This is a genomic window from Mesorhizobium sp. M0615, from assembly GCF_040320805.1.
GTDB lineage: Bacteria > Pseudomonadota > Alphaproteobacteria > Rhizobiales > Rhizobiaceae > Mesorhizobium.
Genome location: NZ_JAMYQI010000005.1, coordinates 96883 through 119149, shown reverse-complemented (window position 1 = coordinate 119149; position 22267 = coordinate 96883). Strand labels below are relative to the sequence as shown.

The following is a 22267-nucleotide window of genomic DNA, read 5'->3' as shown; positions in this document are numbered from 1 at the left end:
GCCCCTTTGTTCGTCTGCGGCGGGCTGTAACTGCCCAGTCCTTGCGGGTTCGCTGCCACGCGCAAATCCGTTGTTTCAGGTAATTCCCGTGCAAGAACAGGCGCATACTTCCCAAGGGACTGCCCAGCCCCATTCTCGCACTTGCACAATCTGATATTGCACTGCAATATGTATAGCTTGGCGGAACACGGGGTGGATTCTGCGCGCGGCGGTGTGAGCTGCGCCAAGATCTTGGGTCGTAGAGGATCGGCATGGCCGACATCTCCGCAGCGTCTGTTGCCCTGCCGCGGGCCACAGCCGACAAAGCAGCCAGAGCAAGACTGGCCTATCTCGATGGCTGGCGCGGGCTTTCGATCGCACTGGTGCTGATCGGCCATTTCTTCCCCGTTCCCGGGATCAATCTCGGCGTGCTCGGCGTCGAGTTCTTCTTCGTGCTCTCAGGCCGGCTGATGGGCGAGATACTGTTCATCGAACGCTTTCCGCTGAAAAAATTCTTCAAGCGCCGCTTTTCGCGCATCTATCCCGCGCTGCTGGTGTTCGTGACATCAGCCATGATCGGGCTCTCCGGCACCTTTATCGGCTTCAAATGGAAGGCGGCGCTGACGGCGCTGACATTCACCTACAACTATGCCGGAATTCTCATCACCCGCGCCGGCGCGCTCGACCACATCTGGTCGCTATGCGTGGAAGAGCATGCCTACATCATCCTGGCGCTGATCAGCGTGGTGGTGACCGGGCGGGGTAATGTCGTTCGGCTGCTGGTGACGCTGTCGCTGCTGGCGATGGCCAATGGCGCCATTTCGTACTGGGCACTCGGCATGGATTACGAGCACAGCTATTGGCGCACCGATGTGCATATCGCCTCGATCCTGCTGTCGGCATCGATCTGCCTGCTCAAGCACGATGACCGGCTGCCGGCATTCCTGAAGAGCCCCTATGTCAGCCTCGTGTCGGCGGCGGCGGCTATATTGCTGTTCCTCGATCCGGTGCCGACGCCGATCCATTACCTACTGGCGGTGCCGTTGCTGGCGCTTGCCGTCAATACGCTGGACACCAGCAGCCGGCACCTGACCGGCCTGCTATCGTCCAGGCCGATGGTGATGATCGGGCTGTGGTCATACTCGCTCTATCTCTGGCAACAGCCCTTCTACAAATTCGTCGCCGAGCAGGGCAGTGCGCCGATCCCGATGCTGGCGGCTGTCTTCGCCTGTGCACTATGCAGCTACTATCTGGTCGAGAAGCCCGCGCGGGCCTGGCTGAACCGGAATTGGTGAGGGCTACGGACTCCTAATCTTATGCCGCCGTGGCGATCTGCTTGCCGATCATCAGCCAGCGACCCATCAGCCGGCGATCTCCTTGAGGTAGTAGCGCACCGCCTTCTTGCCGCCATGGATCACCGCGTCACCGACCTCGGCAAAGCCAAGCGCCGCATGGAAGGCGTCCGAAGCCGGATTGGGCGGTTCGACATTGACCTCGCAGGTGACGATGCTGTGGCCCGCGCGGGCGACTTCCCCGAACAGATCCTCGTAGAGCCGGCGGGCATGGCCGCGGCCGCGCGCTTGCGCCGCGACGACGACGCGGTCGACATAGACGAAGCGTGGATAGCGCTCGCGGAACCAGAGGAAATTCGGGCTGTCGTAGGCCGCATTCTGGTCGAACGTCATGATGAAGGCTTCGAGCGCGCCGATGCGCCTGATGTAAAACGCTTCGCCAAGCAGGAAGGACAGCCGTTCCGGCTCGAGCCATGACAGTTCGGCGGCGTGCTCATTGTTGAGCGCGAGGATGGCGGCTTCGTCCTGAGGCAGGACGCGGCTGATCGGCGATGGCCGCCCAGTCACGGCTTTGCTCATCATGCTCTGGCCGCCGCAATCGTCGCCGCAACCAGCGCCCCATCGGTGACTGTGGTGCGATACTCGCGGTCGAGATCGGTGCCCCCCATGCCGACTTGCGGGTTGCGGTAGGCCATGGCGCTCGGTACGTCCTTGAGCGCGGCGAAATGCATTTCCGTCAGCCCGGTTGATGCCAGCACCCCGGCGATGTTTTCGGGGTCCAGCGCGCCGCAGCCGAGGATGATGATGCGGCCGTCGGCCTGGCGGACGAGATCCGCCAACAGGCCGGCGCCTTCCACCGCGGTGTCCCTCTGGCCGCTGGTCAGCACGCGGCCGACCTTGCAGCGGATCAGCGCTTCCAGCGCCTCGGCCGGGTCGCGCGTCATGTCGAAGGCGCGGTGGCAGGTGACGGCGAGCGGACCGGCGGCATCGACCAGCGCGCCCATGCGGGTTTCATCGATGGTGCCGTCGGCATTGAGGCAACCGACGACGACACCGGCGACGCCGAGGTCACGAAGCGCTGCGACATCGGCGAGCATCGAGCTGTATTCGGCCTCGCTGTAGAGGAAATCGCCGCCGCGCGGCCGCACGATGACATGGAAGGGAATGGTCGCGCTCTCGAGTGCGGCGCGCACCGTGCCGAGGCTGGGCGTGATGCCGCCTTCGACCAGGCTGGCGCAGAGCTCGACCCGGTCGGCGCCGGCGGCCTGCGCGGCCAGCAGTCCATCGATGCCTTCGACGCAGATTTCGATCAGGGGGCGAGCATTTCCTGCCAAGGGGCGATCCTTCATGATTGCATGACGGCCAGCCCTAGCATCGGCTCGGTTGGTGGGGAAGCCGGAACAGCCAGTCGCTGCTTGGGCCAGCCCGGCAACCCTGCCTAGGTCCGTAGCGAGAGATCTATTGTTTCTGCAGCGCCGTGTTCTTGGCGCCTTGTTCGACCTGGTCGATGACCAGCAGCTTGACCGGGGCGTCGCCGATGTTGGTGGCCTGGTGCCATTGGCCGATCATCTCGATGATGAAATCGCCCGTCTTGTAGGTGTTGCTGTTGCCGGTCTCGACATTCGTCACTTTGAGTGTCCCGGCCTCGACATAGGCGTAGCGGGCAAACGGGTGCTTGTGCACCGGCAGAGTGGCGCCGACCGCAATGTCATAGGTTGAAACCAGGACCTGGACATTTTTCTGCGGCAGCACGATCGGCTGACCGGACGCCGTCTGGCTGCGATCCGCAAGCGGTGTGACGACAACCGGCGGGATGGTACTGTCCAGCGCCCGAGCGGGGTTTGCAAATAGCGCTGCCGCGAACAGCAGCATCGATGCCAGGATCTTTCGCATGGTTCCTCCAGGTTTTACCGCCACCGCGCGGCGCGACGCCAAAGTTCTAACTCTCGTCAGTTACTGGAGACACAACGTCATCCGCCGGTGCCGTCGTCCATCACCGTATTCGTGAGCGCTTCATAGATGTTGCTGCATACCTGAGACCGCGGACAGTGTTTTACGATGAATGCCGGCACGACAGTCAGTGCGGCGGCGATCAGGATTTGCAGGAAGAGAGGAGCAGGCTCGAAGCGTTTGCCAAGCAAGGCTCGGCAAGCGAAGTAGAGACTTTGAGCCAGGCATGGCCAGACAAGGACATGCAACAGCGTGCTCGTTGCTCGGGCATAGGGCGTTATGTATCCGTCGGGAACGCCGACCATGCCGAGGTCGACGAGCCACTGCAGAGCCAGAACGCAGGACAGGCATGCCCACAGAAAGAGCGCCACGCGGATGGCCAGGATTTTGCTGCGATCAACGCTCATATACAATCGAAGCACAACTGCGTGCTGCCTTCCAGAGCGGCTGCTGCGTGGCTTGGAGTATCGCCTATTTCAGAGTGCGCAGCGTGATCGAATAGCGGTGCCCGGCGACCGGCGGAATGCTGTGCTCCCACTCGTGGCGCGCCGGACCGTCCATGAGATAGAGGGACCTCGGTTCGACCTCGATCGTCTCGCGATCCCATTTCGAGCCGTTTTTGCGGCGCAGCCGAAAGCTGCAGGGCGCCAGCAGCGAGACGCCGGCGACGAGATCGAAATGCGGCTTGTCGCGATGCCAACCTATGCCCGCGCCCGGCCGATACTCGTTGATCAGCACCTGCGCGAACTCTGTGGCGGACCGGCCGGCAAAGTCCGCGACCTTGTCGCGGAGCGGCAGCAGGAATTGAGGTATGGGCGGCGCTTCGACGACCTGGCGCCGGTCGTAGTCGTAGCGCAGGCCGAAACCGGCCACTTGCCGGTTGGCAAGATGGCCGTGGAAATCGAAGGGCTTGAAGGACAGTTCATTGAGGTGACGGACCAGTTCCGCCTCTTCATCCGTTGTGATCAGGCCCGGCCGGTAGGAAAATCCTTCCGGCAGCGTGTCGGCCGCGCCGAAGAGATCGCCCTGGCTGGCATACGCTGTTGTACTGGATTTCGTCTGTGACATCTGACGGAGAGATAGGAAGCCTCGCGGCCCGGGCAAGATTTTCGGCGTTGTGGTGCGCCTCCCTGACGGAACCTCCGCATCGTTGCGGCATTACGCATGCTCGAAGCAGGATTTGGGGCGAAAGATTTGGGGACGAAGCAGGATTTTCGACATGCCGTCCACTGCCATTCGCAACACCCACTACGACCCGTCGACGAAAATCCTCTCGGTCTGGTTCGTCCCGAGCGGAGCCCGCTACGACTATGAAGAGGTCGAACCCGAGACCTATGCGGCGTTCCGCGCCGCCTTCTCGAAGGGGCAATTTTTCAACGAGTTCATACGCGATCGCTACCGGTTTCACCTGGTTGAAGAAGGGCGCCGGCGCGTGACTGGATCCTGAAGGCGCTACCAGGAGTCGCAGCGCAGGGATAGTTTTCGGGCTGAGAAGACCAGGGACCCAGGCAGCTATAGGCCCGCCAAGTGCGAGTGGAATGCCAAACGGGCGCCCGTATAGCCGCTCATCAAAGCCCTGTTCAACTCCTCAATTCGTGGTAAGGTGATTATACCAGTTAATAACATGACGATCGGCGCGGCCGTCGTTTAATGCGGGAGTAGGGATAGATGACGACGATTGCGCTGTTCGGTGCCGGCGGCAAAATGGGTTACCGCCTGTCGACCAATTTTCGCGGATCGCCCTACACGGTACGCCATGTCGAGGTCAGCGAGGCCGGCCGCGAGCGGCTGAAGACCGGACTGGGCTTCGACGCGGTCAGTGCCGATGCGGCGCTCGACGGGGCGGATATCGTCATCCTGGCCGTTCCCGACACGCATATCGGCAAGGTGGCGGCTGATATCGAGAGCAAGCTCGCGCCTGGCACGATGGTGATAGTGCTCGACGCGGCCGCACCCTTCGCCGGCCATCTGCCCAACCGGCCGGACCTGACCTATTTCGTCACCCATCCCTGTCATCCGCCGATCTTCAACGACGAGACCGACATGGCGGCCAAGAAGGATTATTTTGGCGGCGTCAAGGCCAAGCAGCATATGGTCAGCGCGCTGATGCAGGGGCCGGAAGCGGACTACGCCAAGGGCGAGGCGGTCGCAAAAATCATCTGGGCGCCGGTCATGCGCTCGCACCGTGTCACCGTCGAACAGATGGCGCTGCTGGAGCCCGGTCTATCGGAGACGGTGTGCGCGTCACTGCTTGTCGTCATGAAGGAAGCCGTCGACGAGGTCGTCGCGCGAGGCGTCGACCAACAGGCGGCGCTCGACTTCCTGCTCGGCCACATGAACGTGCTCGGCGCCGTGATTTTCGGCGAGACCAAGGGCGTATTCTCGGATGCCTGCAACAAGGCGATCGAATTCGGCAAGCCGGTGCTGATGCGCGACGACTGGAAGCGGGTGTTCGAGCCCGAAGAGATCGCCGCGAGCATTCGGCGCATTACCTGAGACAGGCCGAGTCGGGCGCTTGCCGGAGCGCCTCGATGGCTCGACACACCCGCCATGACGAACAGATGTTTTGCTCAGTGGGAACATGTCACCTCAATTAGTGATTGACTCATCATACCAGTTGGCTTAGCTGTTGATGGCTTGAGCAAGGGTTCGCGGGAAGTACGAAGCCTGGGCGAGTGGAGGGACGGCGGGGGAGCAGCGATCCTTTGGGAAGCCGGCACCGGCATTCAGCCTGAACCGATCGGCGGCCCGCGTTGCGCGATGAATTCGAATGCAGAGGCCAAGGCAATTTTTCAAACGGGAGGACATCATGAAACTCACACGCAGAATGACACTTGCGGCGTTCGCCGGCATGCTGGCGCTTGGCACGGCGGTACCCGCCTATGCGGCCGACCTCATTGCCATCATCACGCCCTCGCACGACAATCCGTTCTTCAAGGCGGAAGCCGTCGGCGCCGAAGCCAAGGCCAAGGAACTCGGCTACGAAGCGCTTGTGCTCGTCCATGTTGACGACGCCAACAAGCAATCCGAATTGATCGATACGGCGATCGGTCGCGGCGCCAAGGCGATCATCCTCGACAATGCCGGCGCCGACGCCACTGTCGCTGCCGTGCAGAAGGCCAAGGACGCAGGCGTGCCGTCGTTCCTGATCGATCGCGAGATCAACGCCACCGGCGTCGCCGTGGCTCAGATCGTCTCCAACAACTACCAGGGCGCCCAGCTCGGCGCGCAGGAGTTCGTCAAGCTGATGGGCGAGAAGGGCAATTTCGTCGAGCTGGTCGGCAAGGAATCCGATACCAATGCCGGCATTCGCTCGAAGGGCTATCATGACGTCATCGACGATTATCCGGACCTGAAGATGGTCGCCCAGCAATCGGCCAACTGGAGCCAGACGGAAGCCTATTCCAAGATGGAATCGATCCTGCAGGCCAACCCGGATATCAAGGGCGTCATCTCCGGCAACGACACGATGGCCATGGGCGCGTATGCGGCGCTGGTTGCGGCGAACCGCAAGGAAGTCATCGTCGTCGGTTTCGACGGATCCAACGACGTGCGCGATTCGATCACCGCGGGCGGCATCAAGGCAACCGTGCTGCAGCCGGCCTATGCGCAGGCGCAGATGGCGGTCGAGCAGGCCAACGACTTCATCAAGAACAAGAAGTCGCCCGAGAAGGAGAAGCAACTGATGGACTGCGTCCTGGTCAATGGCGACAATGCTGCCAAGCTGGAAACGTTTGCGCTGACCAACTGAGCCGGCGTGACATGAATAGCGAGGGGCGACCCTAGGTCGTCCCTCGCCGCCATTTTCCGTGGGTGCCGACCACCATGCTGAACAACAAACCATCATGCTGAACAACAAGCCGAACTGGCCGATCCTTGTCGTTGCAGTCGGCATCAGCCTGACCGCCTGCAAGATCCTCCCGACCCCTTCGGGGGACAGCGGCAATGCCGCCGTCTTCAACCCGGACAAGATGGTCGAGGAGATATGGGCGGCGAAGGTCGTGCCTTACCTCCAGCAGAAAGCCGGGCCGTTTGCCGAAGTCCACGCTCTGGCGAAAACCGATCCTGCTTCCGCCGGCGCCAAATATGGCAATCCGAAGAAGCAGGCGAATTCGCCATGGACCTTCGCGGTTCGCGTCGAGGGCAAGATCATCGCAGCCAACACGCAGTCGCGGGCCGCGACCATGGATATCGATGTCGACGGCGACGGCAAGGCCGATGCGCGGGTACAGATCGGACCGGCGATGCGCGGAACCGCGCTGCGCGACAGCCTCGATTTCATCCAGTTCAACGATTTTACCAACCAGATCGACTTCGCCCAGTTCGGCAAGGCGTTCAACGCCTATGCCGTCAAGGCCCTGTTTGCCAAACTGCCGCGTGACGCGCTGGAAGGCCGGACCGCCAAGGTTCTCGGCGCCTATACGCTCGAGAGCGGCCAGGACCTGCCGCTGGTGACGCCGGCGGAGGCAGAAATCGGGCCGAAGCCATGAGCGCTGCGGTTGCTCACGATGTCGTCTTGAAGCTGGAGGACGTCTCCAAGGTCTATTCCGGCACCGTCGCGGTCAAGCGCGCGAATTTCGAGGTGCGCAAGGGCGCCGTCAATGTGCTGGTCGGCGAAAACGGCGCCGGCAAATCGACGCTGATGAAGATCATCGCCGGCGTCGAACAGCCGACGCTCGGCCGGATCCTCCTGGAAGGGGAGGAGGTCTCCTTCTCGTCATCGGGCGACGCGGTGAACCGCGGCATCGGCATGGTGTTCCAGGAGCTGAACCTGTTTGGCAATATGACCGTCGCCGAGAACATCTTCGCCACGCGCGAGATCACCAACCGGTTCCGCAAGATCGACCGCAAGGAGCAGGAGCGTCGCGCGGCGCAATTTCTCGAACGCCTGCAGGCCGGGATAAGGCCCGACATGCTGGTCGAGGATCTGCGCATCGGCCAGCAGCAGCTGGTCGAGATCGCCAAGGCGGTTTCGCTCGATGCGCGCATCCTGATCATGGACGAGCCGACCTCGGCGCTCAGTGCGGCGGAAGTCGAGATCCTGTTCAAGGTGATCGCCGACCTCAAGGCGCGCGGCGTGGCGATCGTCTACATCTCGCACCGGCTGGAAGAACTGATCCGCATCGGCGACTACATCACCGTGCTGCGCGATGGGCACATCACCGGCCAGGAAGAGATGAAAAACGTCGACACCCGGTGGATCGTGCGGCAGATGATCGGCTCCGACGCCAAGGATTTCGCCAAGGCCGACGGCCATGTTCCCGGCGAAGAAATATTCCGCGCCGAGGACATCTGCCTGCCGCGCGCCACCGGCGGGCTGGCGGTCGATCACGTCTCGCTGTCGCTGCGCGCCGGCGAGATCCTCGGCATATACGGCCTGATGGGCGCCGGGCGGAGCGAGCTGTTCGACTGCATCATGGGCCGCCATGGCCAGGCTACCGGCGCGATCTTCATCGCCGGCAAAAAGGTCAAGGAGCGCGACACGACGCGGCGTATCCGGCGCGGGCTGGCGCTGATCCCCGAAGACCGCCAACGCGAAGGGCTGGTGTCGATCCTCTCCGTCGCCAGCAATCTGACACTGGCCAGCCTGTCGCGTTTTGTCCGCCTGTTTCACATTCGCGGCGGCCAAGAGAAGCAGGCGGTGACGCAGATGGTGCGGGAACTGGCGATCAAGGTCGCCGACCCGGCGCAGGAGGTCTCATCGCTGTCGGGCGGCAACCAGCAAAAGGTGGTAATCGGCAAGGCGCTGCTCACCGGGCCGAAGGTGCTGCTGATGGACGAGCCCAGCCGCGGCATCGATGTCGGCGCCAAGGCCGACGTCTTTCGCACCATGCGCAAACTGTCGCGAGACGGGCTCGGCATTCTGTTCGCCACCTCCGATCTCGATGAGGTGATGGCGCTGTCCGATCGCATCGCGGTGATGAGCAACGGAAAACTGACCGGCATGTTCGATCGCGCCGAGGCGACGGAGGCAGCCCTTGTCGCCGCCTCGGCACTTGGCCACGGACTGGCCCCGCACACGGAGAACCCATGACTGACATCCCGGCCAAGGCGGCTGCCCCCTCCGTCTCGAGCGGCTCGCTGCTGCTGACGCTGATGAAGGCGAGGACCTTCATCGCGCTGATCGCCGTCTTGGTCTTCTTCTCGATCGCGGCGCCGAATTTCCTGTCGACCGCCAACCTGGTCCTGATGTCGAAACATGTGGCGCTGAACGCCTTCCTCGCCATGGGCATGACCTTCGTCATCATCACCGGCGGCATCGACCTGTCGGTCGGCTCGATCGTCGGCCTGTGCGGAATGGTCGCCGGCTACCTCGTGCTCAACGGCATCGACCTGCAATTCGGCTACACCGTCTATTTCAACGTGGTCGAGATCGCGCTGATCACGCTGGCGGTCGGCATATTGATCGGCGCCGTCAACGGATTGCTGATCACCAGGCTGAACGTCGCGCCGTTCATCGCCACGCTTGGCGTGCTCTATGTCGCGCGCGGCCTGGCGTTGCTGTCGTCGGACGGCCGCACCTTCCCCAACCTGGTCGGCAAGCCGGAGCTTGGCACCACCGGGTTTGGTTTCCTCGGCGCCGGGCGGCTGCTCGGCCTGCCGGTGGCGATCTGGATCCTGATCGTCGTTGCGCTGGCGGCGGCATATCTCGCCAAATACACGCCGCTCGGCCGCCACATCTTCGCCGTCGGCGGCAATGAACGGGCGTCGCGAATTTCGGGCGTTCGTGTCAACGTGGTGAAAATGTTCGTCTACATGTTCTCCGGCTTTTGCGCGGCGATCGTCGGTTTGATCATCTCGTCCGAACTGATGGCCTCGCACCCGGCAACGGGCGAAAGTTTCGAGCTCAACGCCATCGCGGCGGCAGTGCTCGGCGGCACCTCGATGTCAGGTGGGCGCGGCACGATCGGCGGCACCATTGTCGGCGCCTTCGTCATCGGCATTCTTTCGGACGGGTTGGTGATGATGGGCGTGAGTTCCTTCTGGCAGATGGTGATCAAGGGCCTTGTCATCATCGTCGCCGTCGTCGTCGACCAGGCGCAGCGCCGGCTGCAGAGCCGGGTGACGTTGATGCAGATGGCAAAGGCAGGCTGAGCATGGCGGAGTTGCGGGGAGGGCTCATCGGCTGCGGCTTCTTTGCCATCAACCAGATGCATGCCTGGCGCGACATTGAAGGCGCCGCGATGGTCGCCATTTGCGACCGCGACCCGGAGCGGCTGCGCATCATCGGCGACCAGTTCGGCATTGCGAAGCGCTACACCGACGCGGCAGAGATGTTTGCAAGCGAAAGCCTCGACTTCGTCGATATCGCCACTACCGTTCCCAGCCATCGTCCGCTGGTCGAGATGGCGGCGCTGCACCGTGTGCCGGTGATTTGCCAAAAGCCGTTCGCGCCGACGCTTGCCGACGCCAAGGCGATGGTGAGGGCCTGCGTGGAAGCCGGCGTACCGCTGATGGTGCATGAGAATTTTCGCTGGCAGTCGGCGATCCAGGCGGTGCGTGCCGTGCTCGACAGCGGCGAGATCGGCACGCCGTTCTTCGGGCGCATCTCCTTCCGCTCTGCCTATGACGTGTTTTCCGGCCAGCCCTATCTCGCCAAGGGAAAGCGCTTCATCATCGAGGACCTCGGTATCCACAGTCTCGACATCGCCCGTTTTCTACTGGGCGACGTGTCGACGATCACGACGCGAACCGCGCGCATCAACCCCGGCATCGCGGGCGAAGATGTCGCGACGATGCTGATGGACCACAAGAGCGGGGCGACGTCAGTGGTCGACTGTAGCTACGCGACGAAGCTCGCCACCGAACCGTTTCCCGAAACGCTGATCGAGATCGACGGCAGCGACGGCACGATCCGCTTGGCGCAGGGATATCGGCTCACCGTCACCGGCAGGAGCGGCACGAAGATCACCGACGTTTCGCCGCCCGTACTCGCCTGGGCATCGCGCCCATGGCACAACATCCAGGAGAGCGTCGTCGCCATCCAGCAGCACTGGGTCGACTGCCTGGCAAAGGGAACCGAGCCGGCGACCTCGGGCGCCGACAATCTCAAGACATTCGCGCTGGTCGAGGCGGCCTATCTGGGCGCCGCGAGCCACGAACCTGTCCACCTGGATGGCTTGCTGACATGACAGCCGACGCCTTCCTCCTATACGGCACACGCGTGGTCGAGGCCGAGCCGGTTAGGCTGAGTGCGGGCTTGCTCAGCGCCGACTTTGTCAACGGCAGCCTGCGCACCATCCGTTACGGCGGCATCGAAGTGCTGCGCGCCATCGCCTACATCGTGCGCGACCGCGACTGGGGCACCTATGAACCGGCGCTGACGGACCTTGCCGTCGATCAGAACGCCGACAGCTTCTCCGTCAGCTACTCCGCAACTTGCTTAGCACCGGGCGGAAGCCGGCTCGACTTTCGCGCTACGATCAAGGGCTCCGCCAACGGTCACCTGGTGTTCGACGTCAGCGCGGTCCCTGAAAGCGATTTCGAGACCAATCGCTGCGGTTTTTGCGTCCTGCATCCGATCGCCGGCCTCGCCGGCAGCCCGGTCACGGTCGAGCATACCGACGGCAGCGTCGTGGCGACGAAACTGCCGCTGTTGATCGATCCCTGGCAGCCTTTCAAGGATTTGCGCGCGATCACCCATGAAGTCCGGCCGGGCATTACTGCCGAATGCCGGATGGAGGGCGACACTTTCGAGATGGAGGACCAGCGTAACTGGTCGGACGCGTCCTACAAGACCTATGTGCGGCCACTCGCGCTGCCTTGGCCCTATGTACTGCCGGCCGGCCAAACTGTAAGCCAGACGGTCAGCCTGCGCATCACCGGCGAGGGGGGAATGCCGGCCGCAGCATCTGCCGCCGAACCGGTCAGCGTCGAACTCGGCGAGACCGGGCAGAGGCTGCCGGATCTCGGCGTGATCATCTACCCGGATGAGGTCGAAGCAGCGCTCGCAAATCTTTCGACATTGACCGAGCTCGGCCCGCAGCAACTTGTCTTCCACTACGATCCGACGCGCGGCCACGGTCTCGAAGCATTGCAGTCTTATGCAAGGCTCACCGCCGCCTATCCGGTGCAGACGACGCTGGAATGCGTCGTTGCCTGCGCGGGCGACCTCGATCCCGAGCTGTCAGGCGTTGCCGACATGGTGCGTCAAGCCGGGTTGAAGCTTTCGGCCATTGCCGTCTCGCCTTCGGTCGACCGGCAGTCGACACCGCCGGGCAGTGCGTGGCCGGACTGTCCGCCGCTCGAAGACGTCTATGACGCGGCGCGGCGCGCCTTTCCCGATATCCGGCTTGGCGGCGGCATGTTCAGCTATTTCACCGAGCTCAACCGCAAGCGCGTGCCGGGGGGCCTGCTCGATTTCGTCACTCACTGCACGTGCCCGATCGTGCACGCCGCCGACGATCTCAGCGTCATGCAGTCGCTGGAGGCGCTGCCCTCCATAACCGCGTCGGCGCGGGCGATCTTTGGGGAAAAGCCTTACCGCATCGGTCCATCGACGATCGCCATGCGCCAGAACCCCTATGGCGGCGCGACCAAGGGCAATCCCGGGGGACAGCGCATCGCCATGGCCGATCGCGACCCTCGCCATGCCGGCCTGTTCGCAGCCGCATGGGCGATCGGCTATGCCGCGCGTGTCGCGCCGGCCGGGCTGGAACTGCTCACGCTGTCCGGCTTCGCCGGGCCCTTCGGCGTGCTGGCAGCATCCGGCGAACCCGTCGCGGAAGGATCGCCTCGGCCGATCTTCGATGCCATCAAGGGGCTTTGCGAACTGGCCGGCCTTGCCCATGTTGCGGCAAGGACGAGCGACGAGACCAAGGTGCTGGCGCTGGCCGGCCGCTCCGCTTCGGGCAAGACCGTGGCGTGGCTGGCGAACCTGACGGCGGACGACGTGACGGTCGACATCTCAGCGTTTGGCCGAGGCCAACTGGTGATGACCCCTTACGCGATCACGCGGATCAGCTGAAATCAGTTGCCGGAGTTCATCACATAAAGCGCGCGCGATCGCTCGAGGTGCTTGATCATCGCCTTCTCGGCGCCGTCGGCATCCTTCTTCTCAATGCGGCCGATGATCTCTTCATGCTCGGTCAGCGTGAACTGTTCCTTGCCGGTCCAGATCAGCATTTCGGTGTGATATTCCTTCAGCCAACCGAGCATCGCCTCGCTGACGGCGATATAGATCGGGTTGCCCGAGATCGCCGCGATCTGGGTGTGAAACTTCATGTCGGCGGAGATGAAGGCTTCGGAATCGCCGCGAAAGCCACGCTGTTCGGCAATTGTGGCCCGCAGCTGCTCAACGTCCTCGGCAGTGGCGTTTTCGGCGGCTTCCCTGACCATACCGCGCTCGAAGAAGATGCGCGCCGTTTTCAGGTGTTCCAACGTGTCCTTCGACGACGACAGGATGATCTTGGCTGCGCCATCGACCTGCTTGATGATCGACTTGGCGGTCAGCTGCAGCACCTTGGCGCGTTCCCCATGCGAGATCGCGACGAGGCCCATATTGCTCAGTGCCTGCATCGCCTCGCGGATCGCGGGACGGCCGACCTCGAAGCGCTCCATCAACTCGCGCTCCGACGGCATGTCGTCGCCCGGCGTCAATTCTCCGCTGGTGATCAGGCGCTTCAGCCGCAAAAACACTTCGTCGGAAAGTTTGCGCCGGACGATCGGCTCCGAACGGTTCATCGTCGCGAATCACTCCCTTGACCTGTCTCTATCTAGCATTGCCACAGCCATTCCCGGAATGGCCGTCGCCCCCATCGGCGATAGCCGCAAGACAGGATATCGCTTGCAAAGCTTATGTACTCATTATACCAGATTTCGACGGTCAAGGAACTCTTTTCGAACCTTCCGCCCCTCAGACAACGAACCATGATCACGCTCACCTACCGCATCGAAACATCAGGCAGCATCGAGGCGCTGGCAGCCAAGATCGCGAGCGACCAGTCGACCGGAACCTTCGTCGCGCTGCCCGGCGAAACCGAGGAACTAAAGGCCCGGGTGGCCGCGCGCGTCCTGGCCATCCGGCACCTGCCGGACGCACTTCGCCCCTCCATTCCCGAGGCCGGTAACGGGCCGTTCAAGCGCGCGGATGTCGACATCGCCTTTCCATTCGATGCCATCGGCCACGACCTGTCGGCTCTGATGACCATTGCCATCGGCGGCGCCTATTCGATCAAGGGCCTGTCCGGCATTCGCGTTGTCGACATGAAGCTGCCGGAGCAATTCCGCGGCGCGCATCCAGGGCCGCAATTCGGCGTCGCCGGCAGCCGCAGGCTGACAGGTGTCACGGATCGGCCGATCATCGGCACCATCGTCAAGCCGGCGCTGGGGCTGCGGCCCCCCGAGACCGCCGCGATGGTGGGCGAGCTGATCGCCGCCGGTGTCGATTTCATCAAGGACGATGAGAAGCTGATGAGCCCAGCCTATTCGCCGCTGGCGGAGCGGGTAAAGGCAATCATGCCGCTGATCCTCGACCACGAGCAGAGGACCGGCAAGAAGGTGATGTATGCCTTCGGCATCTCGCATGCCGACCCGGACGAGATGATGCGCAATCACGATCTGGTGGCCAAGGCCGGCGGAAATTGCGCGGTGGTCAACATCAACTCCGTCGGTTTCGGTGGCCTGGCCTTCTTGAGAAAACGCTCCAGCCTGGTGCTTCACGCTCATCGCAACGGCTGGGACATCCTCACCCGCCATCCCGGCCTCGGTATGAACTTCAAGGTCTGGCAACAGTTCTGGCGGCTGCTCGGCGTCGACCAGTTCCAGATCAACGGCATCCAATCGAAATACTGGGAGCCGGACGCGTCTTTCGTCGAGTCCTTCAAGGCGGTAACGACCCCGATCTTTGCGCCTGAGGATTGCGCTCTGCCGGTCGCCGGTTCCGGCCAATGGGGCGGGCAGGCGCCCGAGACCTATGAACGGACCGGCCGGACGGTCGATCTGCTCTATCTGTGCGGCGGCGGCATCGTCAGCCATCCGGACGGGCCGGGCGCCGGGGTGCGTGCCGTGCAGCAGGCCTGGCAAGCTGCGGTCGACGGCATTCCGCTGGCGGATTTCGCCTTGAGCCATCCCGAACTGGCGCGGTCGATCGAAAAATTCGGCGACGGCAAAGCGGCCTGAAGCGATGCAAGATCTGCTTCTCAGCTATTATGGCGATGACCTCACCGGTTCGACCGACGTCATGGAAGCGCTCGAACTCGGCGGCGTGCCGACCGTGCTGTTCATGCGCCAGCCGGACGCGGCCATGCTTGCGCAGTTCGCACATTGCCGAGCCGTTGGCCTGGCCGGCACCAGCCGCAGCGAAACCCCGCAATGGATGGACACCCATCTCAAGAGTGCCTTCGTCTGGCTGAAGACGCTCAACGCAGCTCTCTGTCACTACAAGGTCTGCTCGACCTTCGATTCCAGTCCGACGATCGGCAGCATCGGTCGCGCCATCGAGATCGGCCGCTCGGTTTTCGCTCAGGACAGCGTGCCGCTGCTGGTTGGGGCGCCGCAGCTCAAGCGTTACACCGCCTTTGGACATCTGTTCGCCGCCTATCGTGACAAGTATTTCCGCATCGACCGCCATCCGGTGATGAGCCGCCACCCGACGACGCCGATGGATGAATCCGACCTGCTGATCCATCTGTCGCGGCAGACGGAGCTCACATCGGGGCTGGTCGATCTCGCGACGTTGCAGTCGGCGTCGCGCTCGGAAGCCTTCGACCGCTTGCTCGCAAAGGGCACCGACATCGTACTTGTCGATGTCGACAGCCTCGAGACGCAGGCGCTTGCCGGCAAGGAGATATGGCGCGCCCGCAAGCCGGGCGGTTCGTTCGTCGTCGGCTCGTCGGGGATCGAATATGCGCTGCTGGCCGAATGGGTGTCGAACGGGACAGTCAGAGCTGAACCAGAATTTTCGCCGCCGGGTGCCGCCGACCGGATCGCGGTCGTCTCGGGCAGTTGTTCGTCGACGACCGAACGACAGATCCGTCACGCTTTGACTGACGGCTTCGACGGCATCGAGGTCGATCCCGTCGAACTGATCTCCGAAGCTTCCGGAGATGCGATCGCACGCGCAGCGCTAGCCGGTCGCGCCAGCCTGGAAGCCGGGCGCAGCGTCGTTCTCTACACGGCCCTTGGACCCACGGCCGACAGGGGGGGCGAAATCGACCGCCAGGAAGGCGCCCGCCACAAGCTCGGGCGGGGCCTCGGCGAACTGCTTCGCGCGCTGACCATCGAGCAGAAGTTGCAGCGCGTGGTCGTTGCCGGCGGCGATACGTCGAGCCACGCGCTCGGCCAGATGGGTGTCGATGCGCTGACCGTGCGGATGCCGTTGCCGGCGTCGCCGGGCTCGCCGCTTTGCGTCGCTCACTCGCGCGTCAAGGCGATCGATGGGCTGGAGGTGGCACTCAAGGGCGGGCAGGTTGGAACCGACCGCTATTTCAGCGCCATCCGTGACGGCCTTAGCAGCTGATTACGCGTCGCCTGGCAACCGCGAGATCCATCCGTGGCTCCCTGGCGCCGAAGCCTTTTTGTCGCGTATGTTGACGTTAAATTCACATAAAGATATGAGTTCTTTGTTGCGGCGAGGTGCTTTTGCCGTTTGTCCCCCTTGCTCAATCGGGGTTGTCGCCATGTGTTTCGCCCTTGCATCAGACTGCAGGATCGCCCTGTAGCAATCGCCAGTTGCTGAAAGAGGCGGTGATCATGCCCAGCCTGCTCGGAATCGATAACGGCCTCACGGTCACCAAGGCGGTCATCTTCGATGCCGACGGCACGCAATTGTCCGTGGCCCGTCGCCGGGTGCCGCAATCGATGCCCCACGCGCGCTGGGTGGAGCGCGACATGTCAGGCCTGTGGCAAGCAACAGCCGACGCCATCAAGGAGGCGATCGCGCTCTCCGGCAGGCCGGCGGAAGACATCAAGGCGGTGGCGGCGACCGCGCATGGCGATGGTCTCTATCTGCTCGATCATGATCGTCAGCCTTTGGGACCAGGCATCCTGTCGCTCGACAGCCGCGCCGGCGACATTGTCGAAAGGTGGTCCGCCGGTACCGTTTTCACCGATGCACTGGCGACGACAGGCCAGACGCCGCATGTTTCGGCGCCGTCGGCGCTGCTGGCGTGGCTTAAGCAGAACGATCCTGATCGCTATGGCCGCATCGGCCATGTGCTGGCCTGCAAGGACTGGCTGCGCTTTTGCCTGACCGGCACGATCGGGACCGACCGCACGGAGGCCAGCACTTCATTCACGGATTTTCGCACGCAAGCCTATGCGCCTGAAGCGCTGCGCATCTTCGGGTTGGAGGATCTGTTCAACGCGCTGCCGCCGGTGGCGCATTCCGCTGACATCGCCGGTCAAGTCACAGCCGATGCCGCCGAAAGGACCGGCCTTCGCAGGGGAACACCGGTCGCCTGCGGCCTGCACGACGTGGCCGCCTCGGCGCTTGGCATGGGCGGCCATGAAGACGGCGTGCTCGCCATCGTCGCCGGCACGTATTCCATCAACGAAGTCGTCTCTTCGCAACCGCGCGTCGACCGACGTTGGTTCTGCCGCAACGCCATCGATGCGGGGCGTTGGAACAACATGTCGATCTCGCCGGCCTCGACCGCGAACTACGACTGGTTTCTCGACACTTTCTGTCGCTTGGAGCAAGACAGGACAAACGCGGATGGCGGCTCGCTCCACGAATTGCTGGCGGGAGAGATCGACGCGGCGTTGAAGAAGCCTTCGACCATCCTGTTTCATCCCTATCTGTTCGGCTCTCCCTATGGCGATTTGGCCAGCGGCAGCTTTGTCGGCCTGCATGGCTGGCACAATCGCGGCGACATGCTGAAGGCGGTTCTGGAAGGCATCGCCTTCAATCACCGCACCCATGTCGAGGCTTTGCGCGACGGCTTTGCCGTCAGCGAGATCCGCCTGACCGGCGGCGGTTCGCGCAATCCTGCTTTCGTCCAGATGTTTGCCGACGTGCTGAACGCCCCGGTCACCGTCACCTCGACGGATGAGACCGCGGCCCTCGGTGCCGCGCTTTGCGCAGGTGCTGCGGTCGGCTTGTTCAAGACGCCGCAAGAGGGCGCCAGGCAGGTCGGCATGACGGAGCGGACGTACCAAACCGTGCCCGCCTCCAGTGCTGTGTTCAATGAGCGGTTTTCGCTCTACTGCCGCATAGCCGAGCAGCTGAAGTCGCATTGGCCTGATATCGAAAGGCTGGCGGGGGTAAACGCATGATCAAGGCCGACGAACGACGCGAAGAGATCGCCGATTATGTGATCAAGCTCGGCCAGGTGCGCATCGATGATCTGGTCGAGCATTTCGGCGTGTCGCGCATGACCATCCACCGGCATATCGACCGGCTGGCGCAGCAGGGCGTGCTCCGCAAGCTGCACGGTGCGGTGACGGTCCAGCCTTCCGGCCTCTACGAGAGCGCTTTCCGCTACCGGGTGACCGTCAATCGAGCCGAGAAGGATGCACTGGCGCGGGCGGCACTGGATTATATCGAGGCCGGCCAGGTGGTGATGCTGGACGATTCATCGACGGCAAACGCGGTCGCGACGCTGCTGCTCGACGTCAAGCCGCTGACCGTCATTTCCAACAGCGTCTCGACGGCGGGCCAATTGATCAATGTGGACGATATCGATTTCATCTGCCTCGGCGGCCAGTATCATCCCACTTACAATGCCTATATCGGCATTGTCTGCGAGAACGCCGTGGCGCAGTTGCGCGCCAATGTGCTGATCTGTTCGGCTTCGGCCGTCACCGGAACCACTGCTTTCATCCAGGATCCGAATGTCGTGCGGGTCAAGCAGGCGATGATGACCGCCTCCGTGAAGCGCATCCTTTTGGTCGACCACGCAAAATTCGACCGGATCGCGCTGCATGTCTTCGACGATCTGACCAGTTTCGACGCCGTGCTGGTGACCGAGGGCCTGGGCGATGCGCAGGCGCAGAGCCTCGAACGGGCGGGGGTGAAGTTGCGCATCGTCAAGACGAAGGCGCCATGAACCCAGCAGATGGAGCCGGGGCGGACAATCCCGCAGGGCGTCTCGCCGCGATGGCCGGGACCGGCGAAGTCGACGTCGTCATTCTTGGCGCCGGCATCAACGGGGCTGGGCTGTTTCGCGATCTGTGCGCGCAAGGTGTCAGCTGCCTGATCGTCGAAAAGGCGGATTTCGGCTCGGGCACCAGTGCCGCGCCGTCGAGGCTCATCCACGGCGGCTTGAAATATCTCGAGACCGGCGAGTTCGGGCTGGTGGCGCAGTCGACGCTCGAACGCAATCTGCTTCTTCAAAACGCGCCGCACTATGTCAGCCCGCTGCCGACCGTCATCCCGATCTTCTCGTGGAGCAAGGGCATGCTCGCGGCGTTGCGAACGCTGTTCGGCTCGACCAGCGCGCCGCGCAGCCGCGGCGCCATACTGATCAAGATCGGCTTGATGATCTACGATTTCTACGGTTCACGAAACCAGGTCATGCCGCGCCACCGCATGGTCGGGCGGCGGCAGGCGCTTGTTGAGATGCCGGCGCTCAATCCGGCGATCGTCGCCACCGGCACCTACTACGACGCCAAGATAAGTCACCCGGAAAGGCTGGTGCTGGAACTGATCCTCGACGGCTTGCAGGCTCACGCGGCGTCTGCCGGTGCCAACTACACGACACTGGCGGCTTCAGCCAATGGCGTGCTCACCTTCCAGCCGGAAAACGGCGCGGCCTTTTCGGTGCGGCCGAAGCTGGTGGTGAACGCCGCCGGTCCGTGGATCGACGACGTCAACGCGCTGCTTGGTGCTCCATCGAAGATGATCGGCGGCACCAAGGGCTCGCATATCCTGTTAAGGCATGACGAACTGGTCAAAAGCCTCGCCGGGCGCATGCTCTATTTCGAGGCCGATGACGGCCGCATCTGCCTGGTCTACGACTATCTCGGCCTGGCGCTGGTCGGCTCGACCGACATCAAGGCCGACAATCCGGACGCGGTCCGCTGCGAACCCGAAGAAGCCGACTATCTGCTCGACAGCGTGCGAACGCTGCTGCCGGGCATGGCGTTCGAGCGCGACCAGATCGTCTACGCCTATAGCGGCATCCGGCCGCTGCCGACGTCTGAAGCAGCGACGCCCGGACTGATCAGCCGCGATCATTCGGCGCCGGTCGCCGAGCCGGACGGCAACAGGCCCTTTGCAGTCATTTCGCTGGTCGGCGGCAAATGGACGACGTTCCGCGGCTTTGCCGAGGAAGTCACTGATACCGTACTCAAGCGCTTGCAGCGCAGCCGCAAGGTGTCGACACGATCGATGCCGATCGGGGGTGGCCGGGATTTTCCGGCCAACGCCGCGGCGCGCGCGAACTGGCTGGCTGAGGCACAGCAGGCAGCAGGCGCCGGGGAAGGGCGCCTCGACCAATTGCTGTCGCGCTATGGGACCAGAGCCGTTGAGATCGCCAGGCACGGGTCGAATGATGAGGGTCGTCTGCCGGACTCGGACGGCTACGGCAAGGCGGAAATCGACTACATCGTGCGCAACGAATTCGTCGAACATCTGGCCGATGTCGTCATGCGCCGCAGCACGTTGGCGATAGGCGGCTCGTTGACGAGCCGCGACCTGACGGAGATTGCCGCGATCGCCGGGCGGGTGTTGGGGTGGAGCACCGAGCGCCTCGCGCGGGAGGTCGAAGCCGCTGTTGTCGAGCTCGAGGGCAGGAACCTGATGCGGCTGGACTGATCGCTTGATCGCTGACGCCGATAGCTTTCCTGAGGCAACCCATCGGTTTGCCCTCGTTGGGCCGTGTTGCTCCAAACTTCCCATCTTAAACCCAGGATTTTGCCCGCGCCTACGGGTGCCACCACCGGGATGGATAACACAAATTGACGTTAATATAACGCTGCCATATGGTCATATTATATGCTTACCTTCTAATAGGCGCGTTGGCTGCCGAACGTCGGCTGGAGGCTACCATCTGCGGAGGGATTGACAGCGATACAAAGGTATGAAAATTTTTGCACACAAAGATAATATTATCACCCTGGGGAGGGAATGGCTTGAATTCCGGCGGATCCGCGAACCGCGGCCATGAGTCCAGTCTCGCCACGCGCGCGGCCTGGCTGCACTATGCCGGTGGTCTGACCCAGGCCCAGGTGGCCAAGCGGCTTGGCCTGACCAGTCTCAAGGCGCATAGGCTGATCACCAAGGCCAACCAGGAAGGTCTGGTCAGGGTCTTCATCGACGGCGACGTCGCCGAATGCGTCGACCTGGAACAGCGCCTGATCGCCGCCTATGGGCTCCACTATTGCGAGGTGGTTCCCGATCTCGATCAGGACGAACTGCCGCTCAAGGGGCTGGGCATTGCCGGCGCCCAGTTCCTGAAGCGCGAAATCGATCGCGGCGAAGACATGCTGATCGGCGTCGGCCATGGCCGCACGCTTGCCGCCAGCGTCGAATATCTGACGCGCGCAACTGCTGCTCACATCCGTTTCGTCTCGCTGCTTGGCGGCGTGACGCGCAAATTCGCCGCCAACCCGCACGACGTCATGCATCGCCTGGCAGAGCGGACCGGCGCGCAGGCTTTCGTCATGCCGGTGCCTTTTGTCGCCAATACCGCCGAGGACCGCGAAGTGCTGCTTGGCCAGCGCGGCATCAGCGATGTGTTCGCTCTCGCCAGCCGGTCCGACCTGATGTTCGTCGGAATAGGCACGGCCGAGCGGGAGGCGTCTCTGGTCGCCACCGGCATGATCGAGCCTTCCGAAATCGACGAGGTCAAGCGTGACGGCGGCGTTGGTGAATTGCTGGCGCATTTCTTCGACGACAAGGGGCGTCCGGTCGAAACGGCCCTGTCGGAAAGAATACTGGCGCTTCCGCGCGATCAGTTGAAGGGCCGCAGGATCGTTGCCGTTGCCGGCGGCAAGGTGAAGGTGCGCGCCATCAAGGCAGTACTCGAAAGCCGTTATCTCAGCAGCCTGATCACCGACGAATGCACGGCCCGCGCCCTGGTCGAGCTCGACGATGCAGCCGGGGCCGCGAAGCGCCGCGTGAACGGAGGAACTTCGAATGCGTGACAACGCACAATCCGCAC

Annotated in this window: 21 protein-coding genes; 15 read left to right on the top strand and 6 right to left on the bottom strand. The window is 63.1% G+C overall.

Annotated elements, in window-relative coordinates; translation table 11 throughout:
* Positions 1 to 251 precede the first annotated feature (251 nt).
* A complete protein-coding gene (locus NKI46_RS10150; protein WP_023739055.1) occupies positions 252 to 1274 on the top strand; it encodes an acyltransferase family protein in 1023 nt (340 codons plus the stop codon).
* A 66-nt stretch (positions 1275 to 1340) separates the two neighbouring features.
* Here NKI46_RS10150 and NKI46_RS10145 read toward each other — a convergent pair whose 3' ends face one another.
* From NKI46_RS10145 to NKI46_RS10125, 5 genes are all read right to left on the bottom strand, one after another.
* Positions 1341 to 1850 carry a GNAT family N-acetyltransferase gene (locus tag NKI46_RS10145; RefSeq protein WP_023739054.1) on the bottom strand — a complete coding sequence of 170 codons (510 nt, stop codon included), beginning with the start codon at positions 1848 to 1850 and terminating at the stop codon, positions 1341 to 1343.
* The gene (locus tag NKI46_RS10140) at positions 1850 to 2620 is read right to left on the bottom strand and encodes a copper homeostasis protein CutC (protein WP_031201829.1); all 771 of its coding nucleotides are present in this window, start codon (positions 2618 to 2620) and stop codon (positions 1850 to 1852) included. The genes NKI46_RS10145 and NKI46_RS10140 overlap by 1 nt, the downstream gene beginning before the upstream one ends.
* A 109-nt stretch (positions 2621 to 2729) precedes the next feature.
* Positions 2730 to 3164, bottom strand: coding sequence for a cupin domain-containing protein (locus tag NKI46_RS10135; protein ID WP_023739052.1), 435 nt, complete (start codon positions 3162 to 3164; stop codon positions 2730 to 2732).
* A 77-nt stretch (positions 3165 to 3241) separates the two neighbouring features.
* On the bottom strand, positions 3242 to 3628 hold the full coding sequence (locus tag NKI46_RS10130) for a hypothetical protein (protein ID WP_352459127.1): 387 nt from the start codon (positions 3626 to 3628) through the stop codon (positions 3242 to 3244).
* A gap of 64 nt (positions 3629 to 3692) precedes the next feature.
* Positions 3693 to 4289: an alpha-ketoglutarate-dependent dioxygenase AlkB gene (locus NKI46_RS10125; RefSeq protein ID WP_352459126.1), complete on the bottom strand. Its 597-nt coding sequence runs from the start codon at positions 4287 to 4289 to the stop codon at positions 3693 to 3695.
* A 151-nt stretch (positions 4290 to 4440) separates the two neighbouring features.
* Here NKI46_RS10125 and NKI46_RS10120 point away from each other — a divergent pair, with 151 nt between their 5' ends.
* The 8 genes from NKI46_RS10120 to apnL all read left to right on the top strand — a co-directional run bounded on the left by NKI46_RS10120 (position 4441) and on the right by apnL (position 13188).
* Positions 4441 to 4668: a KTSC domain-containing protein gene (locus NKI46_RS10120; RefSeq protein WP_023681706.1), complete on the top strand. Its 228-nt coding sequence runs from the start codon at positions 4441 to 4443 to the stop codon at positions 4666 to 4668.
* 221 nt (positions 4669 to 4889) lie between these two features.
* The gene (locus NKI46_RS10115; protein WP_023688186.1) at positions 4890 to 5717 is read left to right on the top strand and encodes a phosphogluconate dehydrogenase C-terminal domain-containing protein; all 828 of its coding nucleotides are present in this window, start codon (positions 4890 to 4892) and stop codon (positions 5715 to 5717) included.
* 313 nt (positions 5718 to 6030) lie between these two features.
* A complete protein-coding gene (locus NKI46_RS10110) occupies positions 6031 to 6972 on the top strand; it encodes a D-ribose ABC transporter substrate-binding protein (protein ID WP_352746019.1) in 942 nt (313 codons plus the stop codon).
* 94 nt (positions 6973 to 7066) lie between these two features.
* Complete coding sequence (locus NKI46_RS10105; RefSeq protein WP_352746017.1) at positions 7067 to 7711, top strand: DUF2291 family protein; 645 nt, start codon at positions 7067 to 7069, stop codon at positions 7709 to 7711.
* Positions 7708 to 9255: a sugar ABC transporter ATP-binding protein gene (locus NKI46_RS10100; RefSeq protein ID WP_352746015.1), complete on the top strand. Its 1548-nt coding sequence runs from the start codon at positions 7708 to 7710 to the stop codon at positions 9253 to 9255. The genes NKI46_RS10105 and NKI46_RS10100 overlap by 4 nt, the downstream gene beginning before the upstream one ends.
* The gene (locus tag NKI46_RS10095) at positions 9252 to 10316 is read left to right on the top strand and encodes an ABC transporter permease (RefSeq protein WP_352746012.1); all 1065 of its coding nucleotides are present in this window, start codon (positions 9252 to 9254) and stop codon (positions 10314 to 10316) included. The genes NKI46_RS10100 and NKI46_RS10095 overlap by 4 nt, the downstream gene beginning before the upstream one ends.
* A gap of 2 nt (positions 10317 to 10318) precedes the next feature.
* A complete protein-coding gene (locus NKI46_RS10090) occupies positions 10319 to 11353 on the top strand; it encodes a Gfo/Idh/MocA family protein (RefSeq protein WP_023681700.1) in 1035 nt (344 codons plus the stop codon).
* Entirely contained in the window at positions 11350 to 13188 is a 1839-nt protein-coding gene (gene apnL / locus NKI46_RS10085; RefSeq protein WP_352746009.1) for a D-apionate lactonase, read from the top strand. The genes NKI46_RS10090 and apnL overlap by 4 nt, the downstream gene beginning before the upstream one ends.
* 2 nt (positions 13189 to 13190) lie before the next feature.
* Here apnL and NKI46_RS10080 read toward each other — a convergent pair whose 3' ends face one another.
* The gene (locus NKI46_RS10080; RefSeq protein ID WP_023672607.1) at positions 13191 to 13904 is read right to left on the bottom strand and encodes a transcriptional regulator NanR; all 714 of its coding nucleotides are present in this window, start codon (positions 13902 to 13904) and stop codon (positions 13191 to 13193) included.
* Between the two features lie 186 nt (positions 13905 to 14090).
* On the opposite strand from NKI46_RS10080, the gene oiaX reads away from it, so the two are divergent.
* From oiaX to NKI46_RS10050, 6 genes are all read left to right on the top strand, one after another.
* The gene (gene oiaX / locus NKI46_RS10075) at positions 14091 to 15341 is read left to right on the top strand and encodes a 3-oxo-isoapionate-4-phosphate decarboxylase OiaX (RefSeq protein ID WP_023746788.1); all 1251 of its coding nucleotides are present in this window, start codon (positions 14091 to 14093) and stop codon (positions 15339 to 15341) included.
* Between the two features lie 4 nt (positions 15342 to 15345).
* A complete protein-coding gene (locus NKI46_RS10070; protein ID WP_352746005.1) occupies positions 15346 to 16680 on the top strand; it encodes a four-carbon acid sugar kinase family protein in 1335 nt (444 codons plus the stop codon).
* Positions 16681 to 16913: 233 nt separating this feature from the next.
* Positions 16914 to 18437, top strand: coding sequence for an FGGY-family carbohydrate kinase (locus NKI46_RS10065; RefSeq protein WP_352511735.1), 1524 nt, complete (start codon positions 16914 to 16916; stop codon positions 18435 to 18437).
* Positions 18434 to 19210, top strand: a complete 777-nt coding sequence (locus tag NKI46_RS10060) for a DeoR/GlpR family DNA-binding transcription regulator (RefSeq protein ID WP_023672603.1) — start codon at positions 18434 to 18436, stop codon at positions 19208 to 19210. The genes NKI46_RS10065 and NKI46_RS10060 overlap by 4 nt, the downstream gene beginning before the upstream one ends.
* Positions 19207 to 20919 (top strand): glycerol-3-phosphate dehydrogenase/oxidase, encoded by a 1713-nt coding sequence (locus tag NKI46_RS10055; protein ID WP_023739043.1) that lies wholly within the window; start codon positions 19207 to 19209, stop codon positions 20917 to 20919. The genes NKI46_RS10060 and NKI46_RS10055 overlap by 4 nt, the downstream gene beginning before the upstream one ends.
* Positions 20920 to 21236: 317 nt before the next feature.
* Positions 21237 to 22250 (top strand): sugar-binding transcriptional regulator, encoded by a 1014-nt coding sequence (locus tag NKI46_RS10050; protein WP_352746002.1) that lies wholly within the window; start codon positions 21237 to 21239, stop codon positions 22248 to 22250.
* The last annotated feature ends 17 nt before the right edge of the window (positions 22251 to 22267 follow it).

What these genes read in the sequence shown, in the direction of transcription:
- NKI46_RS10150 (WP_023739055.1), top strand. Translation starts at nt 252, where the DNA reads ATGGCCGACATCTCCGCAGCGTCTGTTGCCCTGCCGCGGGCCACAGCC.
- NKI46_RS10145 (WP_023739054.1), bottom strand. Translation starts at nt 1,850, where the DNA reads ATGAGCAAAGCCGTGACTGGGCGGCCATCGCCGATCAGCCGCGTCCTG.
- NKI46_RS10140 (WP_031201829.1), bottom strand. Translation starts at nt 2,620, where the DNA reads ATGAAGGATCGCCCCTTGGCAGGAAATGCTCGCCCCCTGATCGAAATC.
- NKI46_RS10135 (WP_023739052.1), bottom strand. Translation starts at nt 3,164, where the DNA reads ATGCGAAAGATCCTGGCATCGATGCTGCTGTTCGCGGCAGCGCTATTT.
- NKI46_RS10130 (WP_352459127.1), bottom strand. Translation starts at nt 3,628, where the DNA reads ATGAGCGTTGATCGCAGCAAAATCCTGGCCATCCGCGTGGCGCTCTTT.
- NKI46_RS10125 (WP_352459126.1), bottom strand. Translation starts at nt 4,289, where the DNA reads ATGTCACAGACGAAATCCAGTACAACAGCGTATGCCAGCCAGGGCGAT.
- NKI46_RS10120 (WP_023681706.1), top strand. Translation starts at nt 4,441, where the DNA reads ATGCCGTCCACTGCCATTCGCAACACCCACTACGACCCGTCGACGAAA.
- NKI46_RS10115 (WP_023688186.1), top strand. Translation starts at nt 4,890, where the DNA reads ATGACGACGATTGCGCTGTTCGGTGCCGGCGGCAAAATGGGTTACCGC.
- NKI46_RS10110 (WP_352746019.1), top strand. Translation starts at nt 6,031, where the DNA reads ATGAAACTCACACGCAGAATGACACTTGCGGCGTTCGCCGGCATGCTG.
- NKI46_RS10105 (WP_352746017.1), top strand. Translation starts at nt 7,067, where the DNA reads ATGCTGAACAACAAGCCGAACTGGCCGATCCTTGTCGTTGCAGTCGGC.
- NKI46_RS10100 (WP_352746015.1), top strand. Translation starts at nt 7,708, where the DNA reads ATGAGCGCTGCGGTTGCTCACGATGTCGTCTTGAAGCTGGAGGACGTC.
- NKI46_RS10095 (WP_352746012.1), top strand. Translation starts at nt 9,252, where the DNA reads ATGACTGACATCCCGGCCAAGGCGGCTGCCCCCTCCGTCTCGAGCGGC.
- NKI46_RS10090 (WP_023681700.1), top strand. Translation starts at nt 10,319, where the DNA reads ATGGCGGAGTTGCGGGGAGGGCTCATCGGCTGCGGCTTCTTTGCCATC.
- apnL (WP_352746009.1), top strand. Translation starts at nt 11,350, where the DNA reads ATGACAGCCGACGCCTTCCTCCTATACGGCACACGCGTGGTCGAGGCC.
- NKI46_RS10080 (WP_023672607.1), bottom strand. Translation starts at nt 13,904, where the DNA reads ATGAACCGTTCGGAGCCGATCGTCCGGCGCAAACTTTCCGACGAAGTG.
- oiaX (WP_023746788.1), top strand. Translation starts at nt 14,091, where the DNA reads ATGATCACGCTCACCTACCGCATCGAAACATCAGGCAGCATCGAGGCG.
- NKI46_RS10070 (WP_352746005.1), top strand. Translation starts at nt 15,346, where the DNA reads ATGCAAGATCTGCTTCTCAGCTATTATGGCGATGACCTCACCGGTTCG.
- NKI46_RS10065 (WP_352511735.1), top strand. Translation starts at nt 16,914, where the DNA reads ATGCCCAGCCTGCTCGGAATCGATAACGGCCTCACGGTCACCAAGGCG.
- NKI46_RS10060 (WP_023672603.1), top strand. Translation starts at nt 18,434, where the DNA reads ATGATCAAGGCCGACGAACGACGCGAAGAGATCGCCGATTATGTGATC.
- NKI46_RS10055 (WP_023739043.1), top strand. Translation starts at nt 19,207, where the DNA reads ATGAACCCAGCAGATGGAGCCGGGGCGGACAATCCCGCAGGGCGTCTC.